At 66.5% G+C, this 14,017-nt stretch carries 16 protein-coding genes; 9 read left to right on the forward strand and 7 right to left on the reverse strand.

Annotated elements, in window-relative coordinates; translation table 11 throughout:
- The first annotated feature begins 66 nt into the window (after window positions 1-66).
- Window positions 67-675 (forward strand): TetR/AcrR family transcriptional regulator, encoded by a 609-nt coding sequence (locus MOE34_RS20235; protein ID WP_242219239.1) that lies wholly within the window; start codon window positions 67-69, stop codon window positions 673-675.
- 4 nt (window positions 676-679) lie between these two features.
- Here MOE34_RS20235 and MOE34_RS20240 read toward each other — a convergent pair whose 3' ends face one another.
- Window positions 680-1,300, reverse strand: coding sequence for an HAD-IA family hydrolase (locus MOE34_RS20240; protein ID WP_242224158.1), 621 nt, complete (start codon window positions 1,298-1,300; stop codon window positions 680-682).
- 245 nt (window positions 1,301-1,545) lie between these two features.
- Between MOE34_RS20240 and recF the strand changes: the two genes are divergently transcribed.
- Window positions 1,546-2,670: a DNA replication/repair protein RecF gene (recF, locus tag MOE34_RS20245; RefSeq protein ID WP_242219241.1), complete on the forward strand. Its 1,125-nt coding sequence runs from the start codon at window positions 1,546-1,548 to the stop codon at window positions 2,668-2,670.
- Window positions 2,667-3,431, forward strand: coding sequence for a molybdopterin-synthase adenylyltransferase MoeB (gene moeB, locus MOE34_RS20250; RefSeq protein WP_242219244.1), 765 nt, complete (start codon window positions 2,667-2,669; stop codon window positions 3,429-3,431). Before recF ends, moeB begins: the two co-directional genes overlap by 4 nt.
- Window positions 3,432-3,446: 15 nt before the next feature.
- On the opposite strand, the gene MOE34_RS20255 is transcribed toward moeB, so the two are convergent.
- Entirely contained in the window at window positions 3,447-4,451 is a 1,005-nt protein-coding gene (locus tag MOE34_RS20255) for a 2-hydroxyacid dehydrogenase (RefSeq protein ID WP_242219246.1), read from the reverse strand.
- 181 nt (window positions 4,452-4,632) lie between these two features.
- On the opposite strand from MOE34_RS20255, the gene MOE34_RS20260 reads away from it, so the two are divergent.
- Complete coding sequence (locus MOE34_RS20260) at window positions 4,633-5,172, forward strand: SH3 domain-containing protein (protein WP_242219248.1); 540 nt, start codon at window positions 4,633-4,635, stop codon at window positions 5,170-5,172.
- Here the strand turns inward: MOE34_RS20260 and MOE34_RS20265 are convergent.
- Together MOE34_RS20265 and efp are read right to left on the reverse strand one after the other, a co-directional pair.
- The gene (locus MOE34_RS20265) at window positions 5,165-6,157 is read right to left on the reverse strand and encodes an adenosine kinase (RefSeq protein WP_242219250.1); all 993 of its coding nucleotides are present in this window, start codon (window positions 6,155-6,157) and stop codon (window positions 5,165-5,167) included. The genes MOE34_RS20260 and MOE34_RS20265 overlap by 8 nt on opposite strands.
- Before the next feature lie 124 nt (window positions 6,158-6,281).
- Window positions 6,282-6,851, reverse strand: a complete 570-nt coding sequence (gene efp / locus MOE34_RS20270; protein WP_242219252.1) for an elongation factor P — start codon at window positions 6,849-6,851, stop codon at window positions 6,282-6,284.
- 151 nt (window positions 6,852-7,002) lie between these two features.
- Here efp and epmA point away from each other — a divergent pair, with 151 nt between their 5' ends.
- Together epmA and MOE34_RS20280 are read left to right on the forward strand one after the other, a co-directional pair.
- Window positions 7,003-8,067 (forward strand): EF-P lysine aminoacylase EpmA, encoded by a 1,065-nt coding sequence (epmA, locus tag MOE34_RS20275; protein ID WP_242219254.1) that lies wholly within the window; start codon window positions 7,003-7,005, stop codon window positions 8,065-8,067.
- Between the two features lie 8 nt (window positions 8,068-8,075).
- Window positions 8,076-9,113, forward strand: coding sequence for a lysine-2,3-aminomutase-like protein (locus MOE34_RS20280; protein WP_431522448.1), 1,038 nt, complete (start codon window positions 8,076-8,078; stop codon window positions 9,111-9,113).
- Window positions 9,114-9,128: 15 nt separating this feature from the next.
- Here MOE34_RS20280 and MOE34_RS20285 read toward each other — a convergent pair whose 3' ends face one another.
- Complete coding sequence (locus MOE34_RS20285) at window positions 9,129-10,682, reverse strand: methyl-accepting chemotaxis protein (RefSeq protein ID WP_347342743.1); 1,554 nt, start codon at window positions 10,680-10,682, stop codon at window positions 9,129-9,131.
- Window positions 10,683-10,830: 148 nt separating this feature from the next.
- Between MOE34_RS20285 and MOE34_RS20290 the strand changes: the two genes are divergently transcribed.
- Window positions 10,831-11,556 carry a sulfate transporter family protein gene (locus tag MOE34_RS20290; RefSeq protein ID WP_242219255.1) on the forward strand — a complete coding sequence of 242 codons (726 nt, stop codon included), beginning with the start codon at window positions 10,831-10,833 and terminating at the stop codon, window positions 11,554-11,556.
- Here MOE34_RS20290 and MOE34_RS20295 read toward each other — a convergent pair.
- Window positions 11,539-11,967, reverse strand: coding sequence for a VOC family protein (locus MOE34_RS20295; RefSeq protein WP_242219257.1), 429 nt, complete (start codon window positions 11,965-11,967; stop codon window positions 11,539-11,541). The genes MOE34_RS20290 and MOE34_RS20295 overlap by 18 nt on opposite strands.
- 138 nt (window positions 11,968-12,105) lie before the next feature.
- On the opposite strand from MOE34_RS20295, the gene MOE34_RS20300 reads away from it, so the two are divergent.
- Window positions 12,106-12,678, forward strand: coding sequence for a TetR family transcriptional regulator (locus tag MOE34_RS20300; protein ID WP_242219259.1), 573 nt, complete (start codon window positions 12,106-12,108; stop codon window positions 12,676-12,678).
- On the opposite strand, the gene nth is transcribed toward MOE34_RS20300, so the two are convergent.
- Window positions 12,668-13,432, reverse strand: a complete 765-nt coding sequence (gene nth / locus MOE34_RS20305; protein WP_242219261.1) for an endonuclease III — start codon at window positions 13,430-13,432, stop codon at window positions 12,668-12,670. The two genes, MOE34_RS20300 and nth, sit on opposite strands and share 11 nt — an antisense overlap.
- A gap of 66 nt (window positions 13,433-13,498) precedes the next feature.
- Here nth and MOE34_RS20310 point away from each other — a divergent pair, with 66 nt between their 5' ends.
- Window positions 13,499-13,999: a DUF2244 domain-containing protein gene (locus tag MOE34_RS20310; RefSeq protein WP_242219262.1), complete on the forward strand. Its 501-nt coding sequence runs from the start codon at window positions 13,499-13,501 to the stop codon at window positions 13,997-13,999.
- Window positions 14,000-14,017 lie beyond the last annotated feature (18 nt).

The raw sequence follows: 14,017 nt of genomic DNA on the forward strand, positions 1-14,017 counted from the left end.
TTATATAGAAACGAAACGTTCCGTTCAAGTGGCTTTCGTGCTACAGCGGAAAAAAAGGAAACAGGCATGACCGAGGCAGAAACGAAGCCCGCCCGTCGCTCGATTGGCGCCACGCGCAATCCGGCCAGCCAGGAGGCGATCCTCCAGGCGGCGGAGGCGGTGCTATTGGAAAACGGCCTTTCCGGCTTTTCCATCGAGGCGGTGGCGCGACGCGCGCGGGCGGGAAAACCGACGATCTATCGCTGGTGGCCCTCGCAGGCGGCGCTCCTGCTCGACGTCTACCATTGCCGCAAGAAGGTCGATTTCAACTATCCCGATACGGGGAATATTCGCGATGACCTGCGCGCCTATCTCAAGGGGCTGCTCGCGACCTGGCAGGGATCGAGCGGTGAGATATTCCGCTGCGTGGTGGCCAAGGCCCAGGGCGAGCCGGAGGCCTTCGCCGCCCTTTCGGCCTACATGACCGATCGCCGCGTCCAGAGCCGCCGGCTGGTCGAAAAGGCGCAGGAGCGCGGCGAGGTGCGGGCGGACGTGCGCCCCGAGCTGGTCACGGAAATGCTCTCCAGCTTTGCCTGGGGCCGGCTGCTGACGGGACGGCTGGATATTTCCGATGCGGATATCGACGCCGTGATCGACACGGTTCTGGCCGGCATCATGCCGGAGCCGGCCGGCTGATCGCTCAGCCTGCGGTCCGTATGAGCCGCAGCCGGCCGTCGCCGTCCACCACGGAGGCGACGCCCTCGTAATTCTCCAGTTTCGGATGGCCGGTCTCGATGGGATGGTGATGCGTCGCCGTTATCACGGCCACATGCGCGCCCGCGCCCTCGCCGGCAAGGATACCGGCCGGTACGTCCTCGAAGACGAGGCAATCGGCCGGGTCGAAGCCGAGGCGCGCGGCTCCGAGCCTGTAGCCGTCGGGGGCGGGCTTGCCCTTTGTCACGTCTTCCGCCGTCACGATGACTTTCGGCAGCGGAATGCCGGCGGCCGCAAGGCGGCGACGGGCGAGCGCCGCCGGCGCGGAGGTCACGATGCCCCAGCGGTCGGCGGGCAGCGCGGAAAGGAAGGCGATAGCGCCGGCAATCGGCACGACGCCGTCGACATCCTCCATCTCGCCCTGTTCCACTTCCTTCACCTCGGCGGCTGGATCGACGCCCGGCAGTCCGAGTTGGGTGATCGTGTCGATGCCGCGCCTGCCGTGCATGGTCGGCAGGAAGGTCGCGACATCGAGGCCGTGCTTGAGCGCCCAGCGCGTCCAGACGCGCTCGGTGGCCAGGATGGAATTGAGGAGTGTGCCGTCCATGTCGAACAGGAAGGCGGAGAAGCTGCGGTCGAAAACGGGGCGTGCGGACAAGGAAGAACCTGCTTGCTTGGGAGGGGAGGATGCAAGGTGCGGGCGGGCCTCTGGATTAGCCGTTGCCGGCCGCGCAGGCAACCACGCTCACGCGCTTGTGTCGCGCGTCGTGACGCCCCATCTTTCTGTTGCTCACCCACGAATGTGCCGCGGGGTGATTCCACTGAAGCGAAAAATGCTCTAGCTCTCACGCCATGCCGCACAAGGTTTCCTTTTCCCGCCTCAAGCTCACGGATTTCCGCAATTATGCGGGTCTGTCGCTGCCGCTCGACGGCCGGCATGTCGTGCTGACGGGGCAGAACGGGGCGGGCAAGACCAATCTCATGGAAGCGGTCTCCTTCCTGTCGCCCGGCCGCGGCCTGCGCCGCGCCGCCTATGGCGACGTGCCGCGCGCTGGCAGCGATGGCGGCTTCTCCGTCTTCGCGACGCTGGAGGGCATGCAGGGCGAGGTGGATATCGGCACCGGCACGGAAGGCGGTGAGGACGGGCAGTCGCGAAAACTCCGGCTCAACGGCACGCCCGCCCGTACCGTGGACGAGCTTCTCGATCACCTGCGCGTCGTCTGGCTGACCCCCGCCATGGACGGACTGTTCACCGGTCCCTCCGCCGATCGCCGCCGCTTCCTCGACCGGCTGGTGCTGTCGCTCGATCCCGAGCACGGCCGCCGCGCGGCGGATTTCGAAAAGGCGATGCGCGGCCGCAACCGCCTGCTCTCCGAGCACCGGCCCGATCCCGCCTGGCTGACGGCGCTGGAAAAGCAGATGGCCGAACTCGGCATCGCCATGGCCCATGCCCGCCACGAACTCGTCGGCCTCATTTCCGGCCTCGTCGAGGCGGCCCGCGATGACGGGCCGTTCCCTTCCGCCAGCATGCGGCTCTCCGGCTTCCTCGACGGGGAATGGCAGCGCCCGGCCTACGAGATCGAGGACATCTACCTCGGCATGCTGCAGGAAGGCCGCTACCGCGACGCCGCCGCCGGCCGCACGCTGGATGGCCCGCACCGCGCCGATCTCCTCATCCGCCACCGCGAGAAGGATATGGAGGCCGAGCGCTGCTCGACGGGCGAGCAGAAGGCGCTGCTGGTCGGCCTCATCCTCGCCCATGCCGGGCTGGTCGCGGGCATGACCGGCCATGCGCCGGTGCTGTTGCTCGACGAGATCGCCGCCCATCTCGACGAGGGGCGCCGCGCCGCGCTGTTCGACCGGGTCGACGCGCTCGGCGGGCAGGCCTTCATGACCGGCACGGACCGGGCCATGTTCGACGCGCTCGGCGAGCGCGCCCAGTTCCTCACCGTCTCGAACGGAGGCATCCTGCCATGACCGATCCGCTGACCTCGGAAGAAATCGACCGCTACCGCCGCCATATCGTGCTTGCCGAGATCGGCGGCGCGGGCCAGCAGAAACTCAAGGCGGCCAATGTGCTGATCGTCGGGGCGGGCGGCCTCGGCGCGCCGGTCATCCAGTACCTCGCCGCCGCCGGCATTGGCCATATCGGCGTCCTCGACGACGACACGGTCTCGCTATCCAATCTCCAGCGCCAGGTGATCCACGACACGGCGGGCCTCGGTACGACGAAGATCGCCAGCGCCGAGGCGGCGGTTTCCCGCCTCAACCCGCATGTCCGCTTCACCGGCATTGCCGAGCGGCTGATGCCGGACAATGCCGCTCGCCTCCTCTCCGGCTACGACCTTCTGATCGACGGCTCGGACAATTTCGGCACCCGCTATGCCTCGGCGGATGCGGCGGAAGCCGCGCAAATTCCGCTCGTCACCGGCGCCGTCGGCCGCTTCGATGGTTCGGTGACGGTACTGAAGCCCTATGAGGCCGGACCGGACGGCGCGCTCAATCCCGCCTACCGCGACCTCTTCCCCTCCGCCCCTCCGCCCGGCGTCGTGCCCGCCTGTGCGGAAGCCGGCATCGTCGGCGCGCTGACGGGTGTCATCGGCACGCTGATGGCGATGGAGGCGATCAAGCTGGTGACGGGGGCGGGCGAGCCGCTGGTCGGCCGCCTGCTGCTCTACGATGGACTGGCGGCGCGATTCGAGACGCTGAAGTACCGGCGGCGCAAGAGCGGCTCCTGATATCCCCGGCTGGACCTAAACCCGGCTCGGCAGCACCCGGTCCGGCGGCCGGTGGCCGTCGAAGAAGGTGCGGATGTTGATCACCACCTTCTCGCCCATGTCCACACGGCCCTCGATGGTGGCCGAACTCATATGCGGCAGCAGCACGACCTTGCCGTCGGCGGCAAGCTTCAGGAGCTTCGGATTGACCGACGGTTCGTTCTCGAAGACGTCGAGGCCGGCGCCGGCGATCTTGCCTTCCCGCAGGCACTTGATCAGTGCCGTCTCGTCGATGATGCCGCCGCGCGCCGTGTTGACGATGTAGCTCGTCGGCTGCATCAGCTCGAGCCGGCGGGCCGAAAGCAGATGGAAGGTGGCGGGCGTCGAGGGGCAGTTGACCGAGACGATATCCACGCGGGCGAGCATCTGGTCGAGGCTGTCCCAGTAGGTCGCCTCCAGCGCGTCTTCGGTGTCCGGATGCACGCGGTTGCGGTTGTGATAGTGGATGGAGAGACCGAAGGCGCGGGCGCGCTTGGCGACGGCGGTGCCGATGCGGCCCATGCCGACGATACCGAGGCGCTTGCCCCAGATGCGCCGGCCGAGCATCCAGGTCGGCGACCAGCCCGACCACTCGCCCCGGCGGTCCGTCAGGATGCGCGCGCCTTCCGCAAGGCGACGGGGTGCGGCGAGGATCAGCGCCATTGTCATGTCCGCTGTGTCCTCTGTAAGCACGTTCGGCGTGTTGGTGACGGTGATGCCCTTTCGCGCGGCCGCTTCCACGTCGACATTGTCGACGCCGTTGGAAAAGCAGGCGATCAGCTTGAGCTGCGGCCCGGCCTGCTCGATCAGCGCGGCGTCGATCCGGTCCGTCAGCGTCGGCACAAGAACGTCCGCGCTCTTCACGGCGGCGACGAGTTCGGGCTGGCTGCGCGGTGTGTCGTCGATGTTGAGTTCGGCGTCGAACAGTTCGCGCATCCGGGTCTCCACCACCTCGGGCAGGCGGCGGGTGATATAGACCTTCGGTTTTTTCTTCTGCGTCATGGGGTGTTCCGGCGTCCTGTTGACGGGTCCTTAACCAAGTTGGGCAAGGATTGCTTCATCAGGGGCATTTTCTACCAGACCCGGTCGCGAAGACAATCCGCCCAAGGGGCCGTTCCCGCGATTTGCCTGCCAGTACCGGTCCGGCAGCCCGATGTCCTTCAAAAAATTGTGCGGATCACCCATGCGTAACCTTGTCGTGCGTTTCAGCCTCGCCGCCCTTGCGGGCCTCCTCGTCTCCGTCGCGGGCATCCAGTTCGCCCATGCCCAGGCGGGCAAGGGGCCGAGCGGTCTGCCGCTGCCCCGCTTCGTCAGCCTCAAGGCCAAGAGCGTGAACCTGCGCGTCGGCCCGAGCGTCGACTACGCCGTTTCCTGGCGCTACATGAAGTCCGGCGTGCCGGTCGAGATCATCCAGGAATACGATAACTGGCGCCGCATCCGCGATGCGGACGGTACGGAGGGCTGGGTCAACCAGGCGCTGCTCTCCGGCGAACGCACGGCCGTGACCGCCCCGTGGATGCGCGGCAAGGGCGACGGCATCTTCGTCAACATGCGCCGCGAGGCGCTGCCCAACGCCACGCTCGTCGCCAAGATCCAGCCCGGCGTCGTCGTCAAGGTCGGCGAATGCAACGGTGACTGGTGCCGTGCCGAAGTGGACGGCACGGCGGGTTGGGTCTCGCAGAACGAGATCTGGGGCGCCTATCCGGGCGAAGCCTTCAAATAAGGCCGGCTTTGCGGCCCTCTTCCGCCAGCGACAGCAGCGGGCGGGGACCGATCTGCTGGATGACCAGCCCGGCGGCAAGGCTGCCGAGCCGGCCGCAATCGGCCAGCGACCGTCCGGTCGTATAGCCGTAGAGGAAACCAGCGGCGTAGAGATCGCCCGCGCCCGTCGTATCGACCACGCTCGGAATGCTGATCGCGTCCACCTTCGTGCGCTCGCCCTTCGTCAGGATGACGGAGCCTTCCTCGCTCATCGTCACCGCCGCCATCCGGCAATCCTCGGCGATGCGCCTCAATGCCTCCTCGAAATCCTCGGTCTCGTACAGCGCCAGCGTCTCGGCCTTGTTGGCGAAGACGATGTCGATCGTGCCGGAGCGCATCAGGTCGAGGAATTCGCTGCGGTAGCGGTGGACGCAGAAACTGTCCGACAGCGTCATCGAGACTTCGCGGCCGTGCGCGTGGGCGATACGGGCGCATTCGCGGATCGCATCCTTGGCGCGCGGCGGATCCCACAGATAACCCTCGAAATAGGTGACCTTGGCTTCCGCCACGACCTCTTCTTCCACGTCCTCGGGGCCGAGTTCCACGCAGGCGCCGAGATAGGTATTCATCGAGCGTTCACCGTCGGGCGTCACGAAGATCATCGAGCGGGCGGTCGGCGGCGTGCCCTTGAGCGGCTTCGTCTCGAAATGCACGCCTTGGGCGCGGATGTCGTGGATGAAGATATCGCCGAGCTGGTCGTTCGCCACCTTGCCAAAATAGGCGGCCTTGCCGCCGAAACTGGCGACGCCCGCGGCGGTGTTGCCGGCGCTGCCGCCGGAGGCTTCGAGCGCGGGACCCATGCGGGAATAGAGCAGTTCGGCGCGCTCGGCGTCGATGAGGTTCATCGCACCCTTGATGATGCCGTTGTCGGTGATGAAGGCCTCGTCGCAGCGCGCGATGATGTCGACGATGGCGTTGCCGACCGTCAGCACGTCGAATTTGGTCATGCGGGATTCCCGTCTCGGTTTCGTAAGAGCCGGGATTTGCTCATAACGGATTTTGCGCAAGTTGAAAGAAAAAAGCCGCCGCGCCGTTTCCGGCGGGCGGCTTGATGCATCGGTGCAAGACCGATCAGTCCTTGGCGCGCTCGACGTAGGAGCCGTCTTCCGTCGCGATGACGACGCGCGTGCCGGCCGTGATGTGCGGCGGAACCAGCGTGCGGACGCCGTTCGAAAGGATCGCCGGCTTGTAGGAGGAGGAAGCCGTCTGGCCCTTCACGACCGGCTCGGTCTCGGTGATCTCGAGCGTGACGTGGCGCGGCAGGTCGATGGCGATGGCGACGCCTTCGTGTACCGACAGGATGACCGTCATGCCTTCCTGGAGGTAGGCCTTGAGGTCGCCGATGTCTTCCTGCGACATGGTCAGCTGGTCGTAGCTTTCCGGGTTCATGAAGTGGAAGCCGTCGGCATCGTCATAAAGGAAGTTGTGCTCGCGGTCTTCCACGAAGGCGCGCTCGACCTGCTCGGTCGTGCGGTAGCGCTCGGAAACCTTCACGCCGTCGGAGATGCGGCGCATGTCGACCTGCGTGACCGGCGTGCCCTTGCCCGGGTGGAAGTTCTGCGCCGTCAGCACGACATAGAGCTTGCCTTCGACCTCGAGGACATTGCCCTTGCGGACGGAAGAGGCGATGATCTTTACCATAAGTCTTCCTTGTAACTGGATGGATCGCGTCGTAGAGGACCGCCACAAGACGCTTCCGCGAACGCTGAAAATACGTTTTCGGGGCCGCAACTACCCTATATTCCGGCAAAAGACCAGTCTTGCCGCCGGCATCGCCGAAGAAACCTGTCACATGAGCGCCACAAGCCTGAAGCCCTCGCCCTGGTGGACGCCCGACGTCCATGCCGACCGCCGGCCGTTCCTGATGGCGCGAAACCGCATCCAGGCAGCGCTACGCGGCTGGTTTTCCGCGCGCGATTTCATCGAGGTGGATACGGCGACCTTGCAGGTCTCGCCCGGCAACGAGGCGCATCTGCACGCCTTCGAAACCGCCGCCATCGGCCATGCAGGCACAAAGACGCCGCTCTACCTGCACACCTCGCCGGAATTCGCCTGCAAGAAGCTGCTGGCGGCGGGCGAGCGGCGCATCGCCTGCTTCGCCCATGTCTACCGCAACCGCGAGCGCGGCCCGCTGCACCATCCCGAATTCACCATGCTGGAATGGTATCGCGCCGGCGAGACCTATGACGTGCTGATGGCCGATTGTGGCGAGATGCTTGCTTTGGCGGCCGAAGTGGCCGGCGTCTCCCAACTCGCTTATCGCGGCGCGACGTGCGATCCCGCGCTATCGCCCGAACGGCTGAGCGTGGCGGATGCCTTCACGCGCCATGCAGGCATCGACCTCCTCGCGACAATCCGCCTCGATGGTACGACGGACCGCGAGGCCCTTGCCGCCGCCATGCGGGCCAGGGGGCTGCGCGTCGCTGACGACGACACCTGGGCCGATCTCTTCAGCCGCGTGCTGGTGGAGAAGATCGAGCCGGAACTCGGCTTCGGCCGCGCCACCATCCTGTGCGAGTACCCGAGCGCCGAGGCCGCGCTGGCGCGCCCCGCCCCGCACGATCCGCGTGTCGCAGAACGCTTCGAGCTTTATGCCTGCGGGGTGGAACTTGCCAATGCCTTTGGCGAACTGACGGATGTCGCGGAGCAGCGCCGCCGCTTCGAGCTGGAAATGGCGGAAAAGGCCCGCGTCTATGGCGAGACCTATCCGCTCGACGAGGATTTCCTAGCCGCGCTCGCCCTGATGCCGGAAGCGAGCGGCATCGCGCTCGGCTTTGACCGGCTTGTCATGCTGGCAACGGGCGCATCGCGCATCGACCAGGTGCTCTGGGCGCCCGTCGCGGAGACCGCGCCGTGACCGCCACCCTGACCACGGTCGCCGAACTTGCCGCCACCGGTCTCCTGTCGGAAGCGAAGCGGGCGGGCGCCGCCGCCGTCGCGGAGCGCTACGCCGTCGCCGTCACCCCCGCGCTCGCCGCGCTGATCGATGCGGACGATCCGCTCGATCCCATCGCCCGCCAGTTCATCCCCGATGCTGCTGAGCTTGTCACCCTGCCGGAAGAACGCGCCGATCCCATCGGCGATCTCGCGCACAGTCCCGTCGAGGGCATCGTGCATCGTTATCCGGATCGGGTGCTGCTCAAGGCCGTGCATGTCTGCCCGGTCTATTGCCGTTTCTGTTTCCGCCGTGAAATGGTCGGGCCGGAAGGACTGGGCACGCTCTCCGCCAAGGCGCTCGACACGGCCATCGCCTATATCGCGGAGCGGCCCGAAATCTGGGAGGTCATCCTGACGGGCGGCGATCCGCTCGTCCTCTCCCCGCGCCGCCTGCAGGCGATCATGGAGCGGCTTGCCGCCATCGACCATGTGAAGATCGTGCGCTTCCATACGCGCGTTCCCGTTGTCGATCCCGACCGGATCGACGCCGCGCTCATCGAGGCGCTGAAGGCCTCCGGCAAGACGACCTATGTGGCGCTTCACGCCAACCATCCGCGCGAATTCACGACGGAAGCCTCAGCCGCCGTCGCCCGCATCGTCGATGCCGGGATCGTGATGATCAGCCAGACGGTACTTCTCAAGGGCGTCAACGACGATGCCGGGGTGCTGGCCGCCCTCATGCGCACCTTCGTCGAGAACCGCGTGAAACCCTACTACCTGCACCACCCGGACCTTGCCCCCGGCACGGCTCATTTCCGCCTGTCGCTCGCCGAAGGTCGGGCGCTGGTGGAAAGCCTGCGCGGCCGCGTTTCCGGTCTCTGCCAGCCGGCCTATATCCTCGACATCCCCGGCGGCCACGGCAAGGTGCGGGCGGATTCGGTGGCGGTAGAGGAGGCGGACGACGGCTGTTTCCGCCTGCGCGATTTCCGGGGACGGACGCACGCCTATCCGCCGGAAGAAGGCTAGATTTAAAGGCGCGCCTCAGAACTCTTCCCAGTCTCCCTCATCCCCCTTGTCCTGCCGCACCCCAAGCGCGCCGGCGAGCTTGTCGCTGAGCGCGAGGGCGGGGGAGGTGACGGGGCGGGATTTGTCCGTGACGGCCTTGATGTTCCACTGGCCGGGCGATTTGCGGGCGACCTTCGGCTCAGGCGCGGGCGGCGGCGTGGAGGGAACCACATGCAGGTGCGGCGCGCGTACGGTGCGGCCGGCGGCTGTGGAGCCGCCGATGCCGAAGCGGCCGAGCAGCGTGTTCAGCGCCTGCACGTCCGAGGAAAGGCCGTGGCTGGCCGCGGTCGTCTCAGCCACCATGGCGGCGTTCTTCTGTATGCCCTGGTCCATGGCGTGGACGGCGGTGTTGATCTCCTGAAGGCCGTTCGACTGTTCGCGGGCGGACCCGACGATCGCCTGCACGTGGCCGTTGATCTCCTCGACCTCGGTGACGATGGTCTGGAGCGAGCGGCCGGTGTCGCCGACCAGGGCGACGCCCGTGCGCACCTGTTCGCCCGAGGTGGTGATCAGCGATTTGATCTCCTTGGCGGCCTTGGCCGAGCGCTGGGCAAGTTCGCGCACCTCCTGGGCGACGACCGCGAAACCCTTGCCGGCCTCGCCGGCCCGCGCGGCCTCGACGCCGGCATTGAGCGCAAGCAGGTTCGTCTGGAAGGCGATCTCGTCGATGACCCCGATGATGCTGTTGATCGCGCTGGAGGATTTCTCGATTTCCTGCATGGCGGCGACGGCGCGGCGCACGATCTCGCCGGATTTCTCCGCGCCCGTGCGGGTACGGGCGACGAGGGAGCCTGCCTCTTCCGCCCGGCGGGTGGAATCCTTCACGGTGGTGGTGATCTCCTTCAGCGCGGCGGCGGTCTCTTCGATGGAGGCGGCCTGCTGCCCGGTGCGGCGCGACAGGTCGTCGGCGGCCGTGCGGATCTGGCCGGCGCCGGCATCGATGGCGCGCGCGTTCTCGCCGACGTCGCGCAGCGCATCGCCGAGCCGCGCGACGGCAGCGTTGAAATCCTCGCGCAGCCGGTCGAGATCGCCGGAGAAGGGCTTTTCGATGCGGCAGGACATGTCGCCGCCGGCAAGCCTGCCGAGCGCGTCGGCAAGGCCGGCGACAGCCTCCTGCACGCGACCGCTCTCGCGGGTGTGCTCGGCCTCGCGCGCCTGCCGCTCGCCATCGGCGCGGTGGCGCTCATCCTCGTTGAGGCGGTCGCGGCGCTGGCGCTCGGCGGCATCGTCGCGAAGGGCCGTCACGGCAAGCGCCAGAGCGCCGATCTCGTCGCCCCGGTCGGCATGGGGAATGGCGACCGCCGTATCGCCCGCGGCCAGACGCCGTACGGCGCCGGCAAGCTCGTCGAGCGGTGTAGCGACGCGGCGCTTGGCAAGGATGGCGGCGGCAAGCGCGAGGCCGATGGCAGCGGCGGACAAGGCCCAGCCCGACGGGAAGGCAGCGCCGCCGAAGAGACCCTGCAATCCGGCCGGAACGGCCACGAGGACGAAGAGCGCGGGCAGGAGCCTGCTGATCGGGACATGACGCATGACGGTTTCCTGATATGGCGCGCACAGCTCCGTGCGGGTGCGCGGGAGTCTAGGAGCGGTCCTTTAACGAGGTCTTAACGGAGGGGGCGCCGCCCGTCTTGCCGGGGGCTTTTCCACACCCTACATGCGGGGCGAACAGGAGCTTCCGATGATCGTCCACGCCGTCCGGCTTTCGCTCGCCAATCTCTTCGCGCCCGAGACGCGCAGCGTCTTCTGGAAGGTCCTGGGGCTGACGCTCCTGGCCCTCATCGGCATCTGGTTCGGGTTGCGGGAAAGCTTCATCGCCTTCGCCTGGCCCTGGCTCGAAGGCGCGATGATGCCGAACCTGCCGGATTGGGCGGGTTGGCTCACCTTCGTCTTCGGCATCGTCGCCAGCCTCGGCCTCGCGCTCGGCCTCGCCTTGCTGCTGGCGCCGGTGACGGCGATCATCGCCGGCTTCTTCCTCGACGACATCGCCGAGGTGATCGAGACGCGCGACTATCCGGGCGAGGCGGCGGGCACGGCGCTGCCGCTCGGCCAGGCCATCGCGGGGTCGCTGAAATTCCTCGGCGTGGTCATCCTCGGCAACCTCGTCGCCCTCTTCCTGCTGTTCATTCCCGGCGTGAATCTCGTCGCCTTCTTCCTCGTCAACGGTTACCTGCTCGGCCGGGAATTCTTCGAATTTGCCGCCATGCGCTACCGCACGCCCGCCGAGGCGCGCCTGTTCCGCGCCAAGCACGCCTCCACAGTCCTCCTTGCCGGCTTCGTCATCGCGGCATTCCTGGCGGTCCCCATCGTCAACCTGATGACGCCGCTCTTTGCGGCCGGCCTCATGGTGCATCTCCACAAGGCGCTGAGCCGCAGGGATCCGGGCTTCTCACTGCGGCAGAACTGACGCGTCGTAGAGGGCCGCATAGTCGGCGCTCGGCGGGATCGGCTTGATCACGTCGATCATCACGCCGTTCGGATCTGCGGTGATGAAGTGGCGCTGGCCGAAATCCTCATCACGGATGGCAAGGAGGATCGGCAGGCCGGCGGCGCACGCGGCGTCATGGACGGCGTCGACATCCTCGACCTCGAAGTTGAGGAGCAGGCCGGAGACCTTTTTACCCCGGCCGGCGGCCGGAATGGTCTCATGGTTGTGGTTGAGCACGGCGAGCGTCACCTTCTCGTCCTCTCGGGACTGGAGATGGATGTACCAGTCGCTGGTAAAGAGCGCCTCGAAGCGGAAATGCGCCGTGTAGAAGGCGGCGGTGCCGGCGACGTCGTCGGTCATGATGACGGGATAGTAGCTGGTCGTTTTCATCTCTTTCCCTTTCGGTCTGGTGCAGCCCGGGACGTGAGGCCCGCTGCACGCTTTTGCTGGAATTGCTGTCAGAAAAAACATACAGTCTGCATGTTTCTATCAAATAACATACATGCAGTTTGTATGTAAAGAGGCGAGATGGCACGCAGCAACAAGGAACGCACCGAGGCGACGCGCCTCGCCCTGATCGAAGCCGCCCGGCGGCTCTTCGTGGAGAAGGGGTATGCGGAAACCGCGACACCCGACATCGTGGCAGAAGCCGGGGTAACGCGCGGCGCGCTCTACCATCATTTCGAGGACAAGAAGGCGCTGTTCCGCGCCGTGGCGGAGCGCGAGGCGGAAGCCGTCGCAGAGCGGATCGAGGCGGTATCGCTGCCGGCCGGCTCGCCGCGCGAAGCGCTGCTTCTCGGTGCAGCGGCCTATTTCGACGCCATGGCCGCGCCCGGCCGCACGCGTCTCCTGCTTCTCGAAGCCCCCGCCGTACTCGGCTTCGAGGGGGCAGGGGCAATCGACCGGGACAATGCCGAGAGCACGCTCGAAACGGGGCTGTCTGCTTTTTTGGAGCCGGATGTCGGCGCGAAAAAACTGGCGGCGCTGACCGGCCTCCTCTCCGCCGCCTTCGACCGTGCGGCCATCGCCATCGAGGCCGGTGCCGACCGAAAGGTCTATGAGGCCGCGATTGCCGACCTGCTGGACGGACTTAGGGCGTAGGGCCGAACATTTGCGCCGGAAGCTCTACCAGCGGGGCGGGCACGTCGCAGGTCTTTTCCGGCGACTTGCAGAGATCGGCGATGACGCAGCGCTCGCATTCCGGCTTGCGCGCCTTGCAACAGTACCGCCCGTGCAGGATCAGCCAGTGATGCGCGTGGTAGAGATATTCGTCGGGGACGATGCGCATCAGCTTTTCCTCCACCTCGTCCGGCGTCTTGCCGGGAGCGAGGAGCAGCCGGTTGGCGATGCGGAAGATATGCGTGTCGACCGCCATCGTCGCGTGCCCGAAGGCCATGGAGAGCACGACATTGGCCGTCTTGCGGCCGACGCCGGGCAGCATCACCAGTTCCTCCCGGGTGCGCGGCACCTCGCTGCCGAAGCGCTCGACCAGCATCCGGCTGAGCGCGATGACGTTCTTGGCCTTGTTGCGGTAGAGACCGATGGTCTTGATATATTCGCGGACCTTCTCCTCGCCGAGAGCGAGCATCTTCTCCGGCGTATCTGCGATCTTGAAGAGGGCGCGCGTCGCCTTGTTGACGCCGGCATCCGTCGCCTGTGCGGAAAGCGCGACGGCAACGACGAGCGTGAACGGGTTCACATGCTCCAACTCGCCCTTCGGCTCGGGCCGCTGGATGGAGAAACGCCGGAAGATTTCCTTCAGCTCGTCCTGCGAATAGAGGCTTTTTACCCTTGCGGGCGCCTTGCGGCGCGGTGGCGCCGAGGGCGTTTTCTTCCGGGTCTTCACGCTATCCATGATGCCTCCGATGCGGGCCGCAAAACCGCTACACAGTCCCGCGCGGCTTGCTTATAATCAAGCGTCATGACCCAAGGCAACGCCGACACAACGATGAACGACCGGCCGGTCTTCTCCGCCGAGCTGCATCCCTATCGCTCGCTGGGGCGGAACGGGCATCGCGTCTTCTTCCTCATCGCGGGCGCGCTCAGCGTCGCTCATATGGCCGTCTTCATGATTTCGGGCGCCTGGCCGGTGGTCATGTTCTTCGGCGCGGATTTCCTCATCCTCTTCGGCGCCTTCTGGCTCAACAACCGGGCGGCAAGGGCTAAGGAAGTCGTCTCGCTCTCGCGCACCAATATCTCGATCCGCAAGGTCACCCCGTCCGGCAAGGAGACGGAATATGCCTTCAACCCGTTCTGGGCGCGCTTCCTCGTCTCGCGCAAGCCGAAGATCGGCATCACCGCCATGCATCTGAGGGGCAATGGCCGTGAGACCGATATCGGCGCCTTCCTGCCGCTCGACGACCGCGAGCGCTTCGCTTCCGCCTTCTCCGGCGCGCTGGCGCGGGTGAAGCGCGGCTATTGAGAGGCTTGCAGGAAACGG

Source organism: Shinella zoogloeoides (assembly GCF_022682305.1).
GTDB classification, from domain to species: domain Bacteria; phylum Pseudomonadota; class Alphaproteobacteria; order Rhizobiales; family Rhizobiaceae; genus Shinella; species Shinella zoogloeoides_B.

What these genes read in the sequence shown, in the direction of transcription:
- nth (WP_242219261.1), bottom strand. Translation starts at nt 13,432, where the DNA reads ATGGATAGCGTGAAGACCCGGAAGAAAACGCCCTCGGCGCCACCGCGC.
- MOE34_RS20240 (WP_242224158.1), bottom strand. Translation starts at nt 1,300, where the DNA reads ATGGACGGCACACTCCTCAATTCCATCCTGGCCACCGAGCGCGTCTGG.
- MOE34_RS20300 (WP_242219259.1), top strand. Translation starts at nt 12,106, where the DNA reads ATGGCACGCAGCAACAAGGAACGCACCGAGGCGACGCGCCTCGCCCTG.
- MOE34_RS20265 (WP_242219250.1), bottom strand. Translation starts at nt 6,157, where the DNA reads ATGACCAAATTCGACGTGCTGACGGTCGGCAACGCCATCGTCGACATC.
- MOE34_RS20290 (WP_242219255.1), top strand. Translation starts at nt 10,831, where the DNA reads ATGATCGTCCACGCCGTCCGGCTTTCGCTCGCCAATCTCTTCGCGCCC.
- recF (WP_242219241.1), top strand. Translation starts at nt 1,546, where the DNA reads ATGCCGCACAAGGTTTCCTTTTCCCGCCTCAAGCTCACGGATTTCCGC.
- MOE34_RS20310 (WP_242219262.1), top strand. Translation starts at nt 13,499, where the DNA reads ATGACCCAAGGCAACGCCGACACAACGATGAACGACCGGCCGGTCTTC.
- MOE34_RS20260 (WP_242219248.1), top strand. Translation starts at nt 4,633, where the DNA reads ATGCGTAACCTTGTCGTGCGTTTCAGCCTCGCCGCCCTTGCGGGCCTC.
- MOE34_RS20255 (WP_242219246.1), bottom strand. Translation starts at nt 4,451, where the DNA reads ATGACGCAGAAGAAAAAACCGAAGGTCTATATCACCCGCCGCCTGCCC.
- efp (WP_242219252.1), bottom strand. Translation starts at nt 6,851, where the DNA reads ATGGTAAAGATCATCGCCTCTTCCGTCCGCAAGGGCAATGTCCTCGAG.
- epmA (WP_242219254.1), top strand. Translation starts at nt 7,003, where the DNA reads ATGAGCGCCACAAGCCTGAAGCCCTCGCCCTGGTGGACGCCCGACGTC.
- MOE34_RS20285 (WP_347342743.1), bottom strand. Translation starts at nt 10,682, where the DNA reads ATGCGTCATGTCCCGATCAGCAGGCTCCTGCCCGCGCTCTTCGTCCTC.
- MOE34_RS20235 (WP_242219239.1), top strand. Translation starts at nt 67, where the DNA reads ATGACCGAGGCAGAAACGAAGCCCGCCCGTCGCTCGATTGGCGCCACG.
- moeB (WP_242219244.1), top strand. Translation starts at nt 2,667, where the DNA reads ATGACCGATCCGCTGACCTCGGAAGAAATCGACCGCTACCGCCGCCAT.
- MOE34_RS20295 (WP_242219257.1), bottom strand. Translation starts at nt 11,967, where the DNA reads ATGAAAACGACCAGCTACTATCCCGTCATCATGACCGACGACGTCGCC.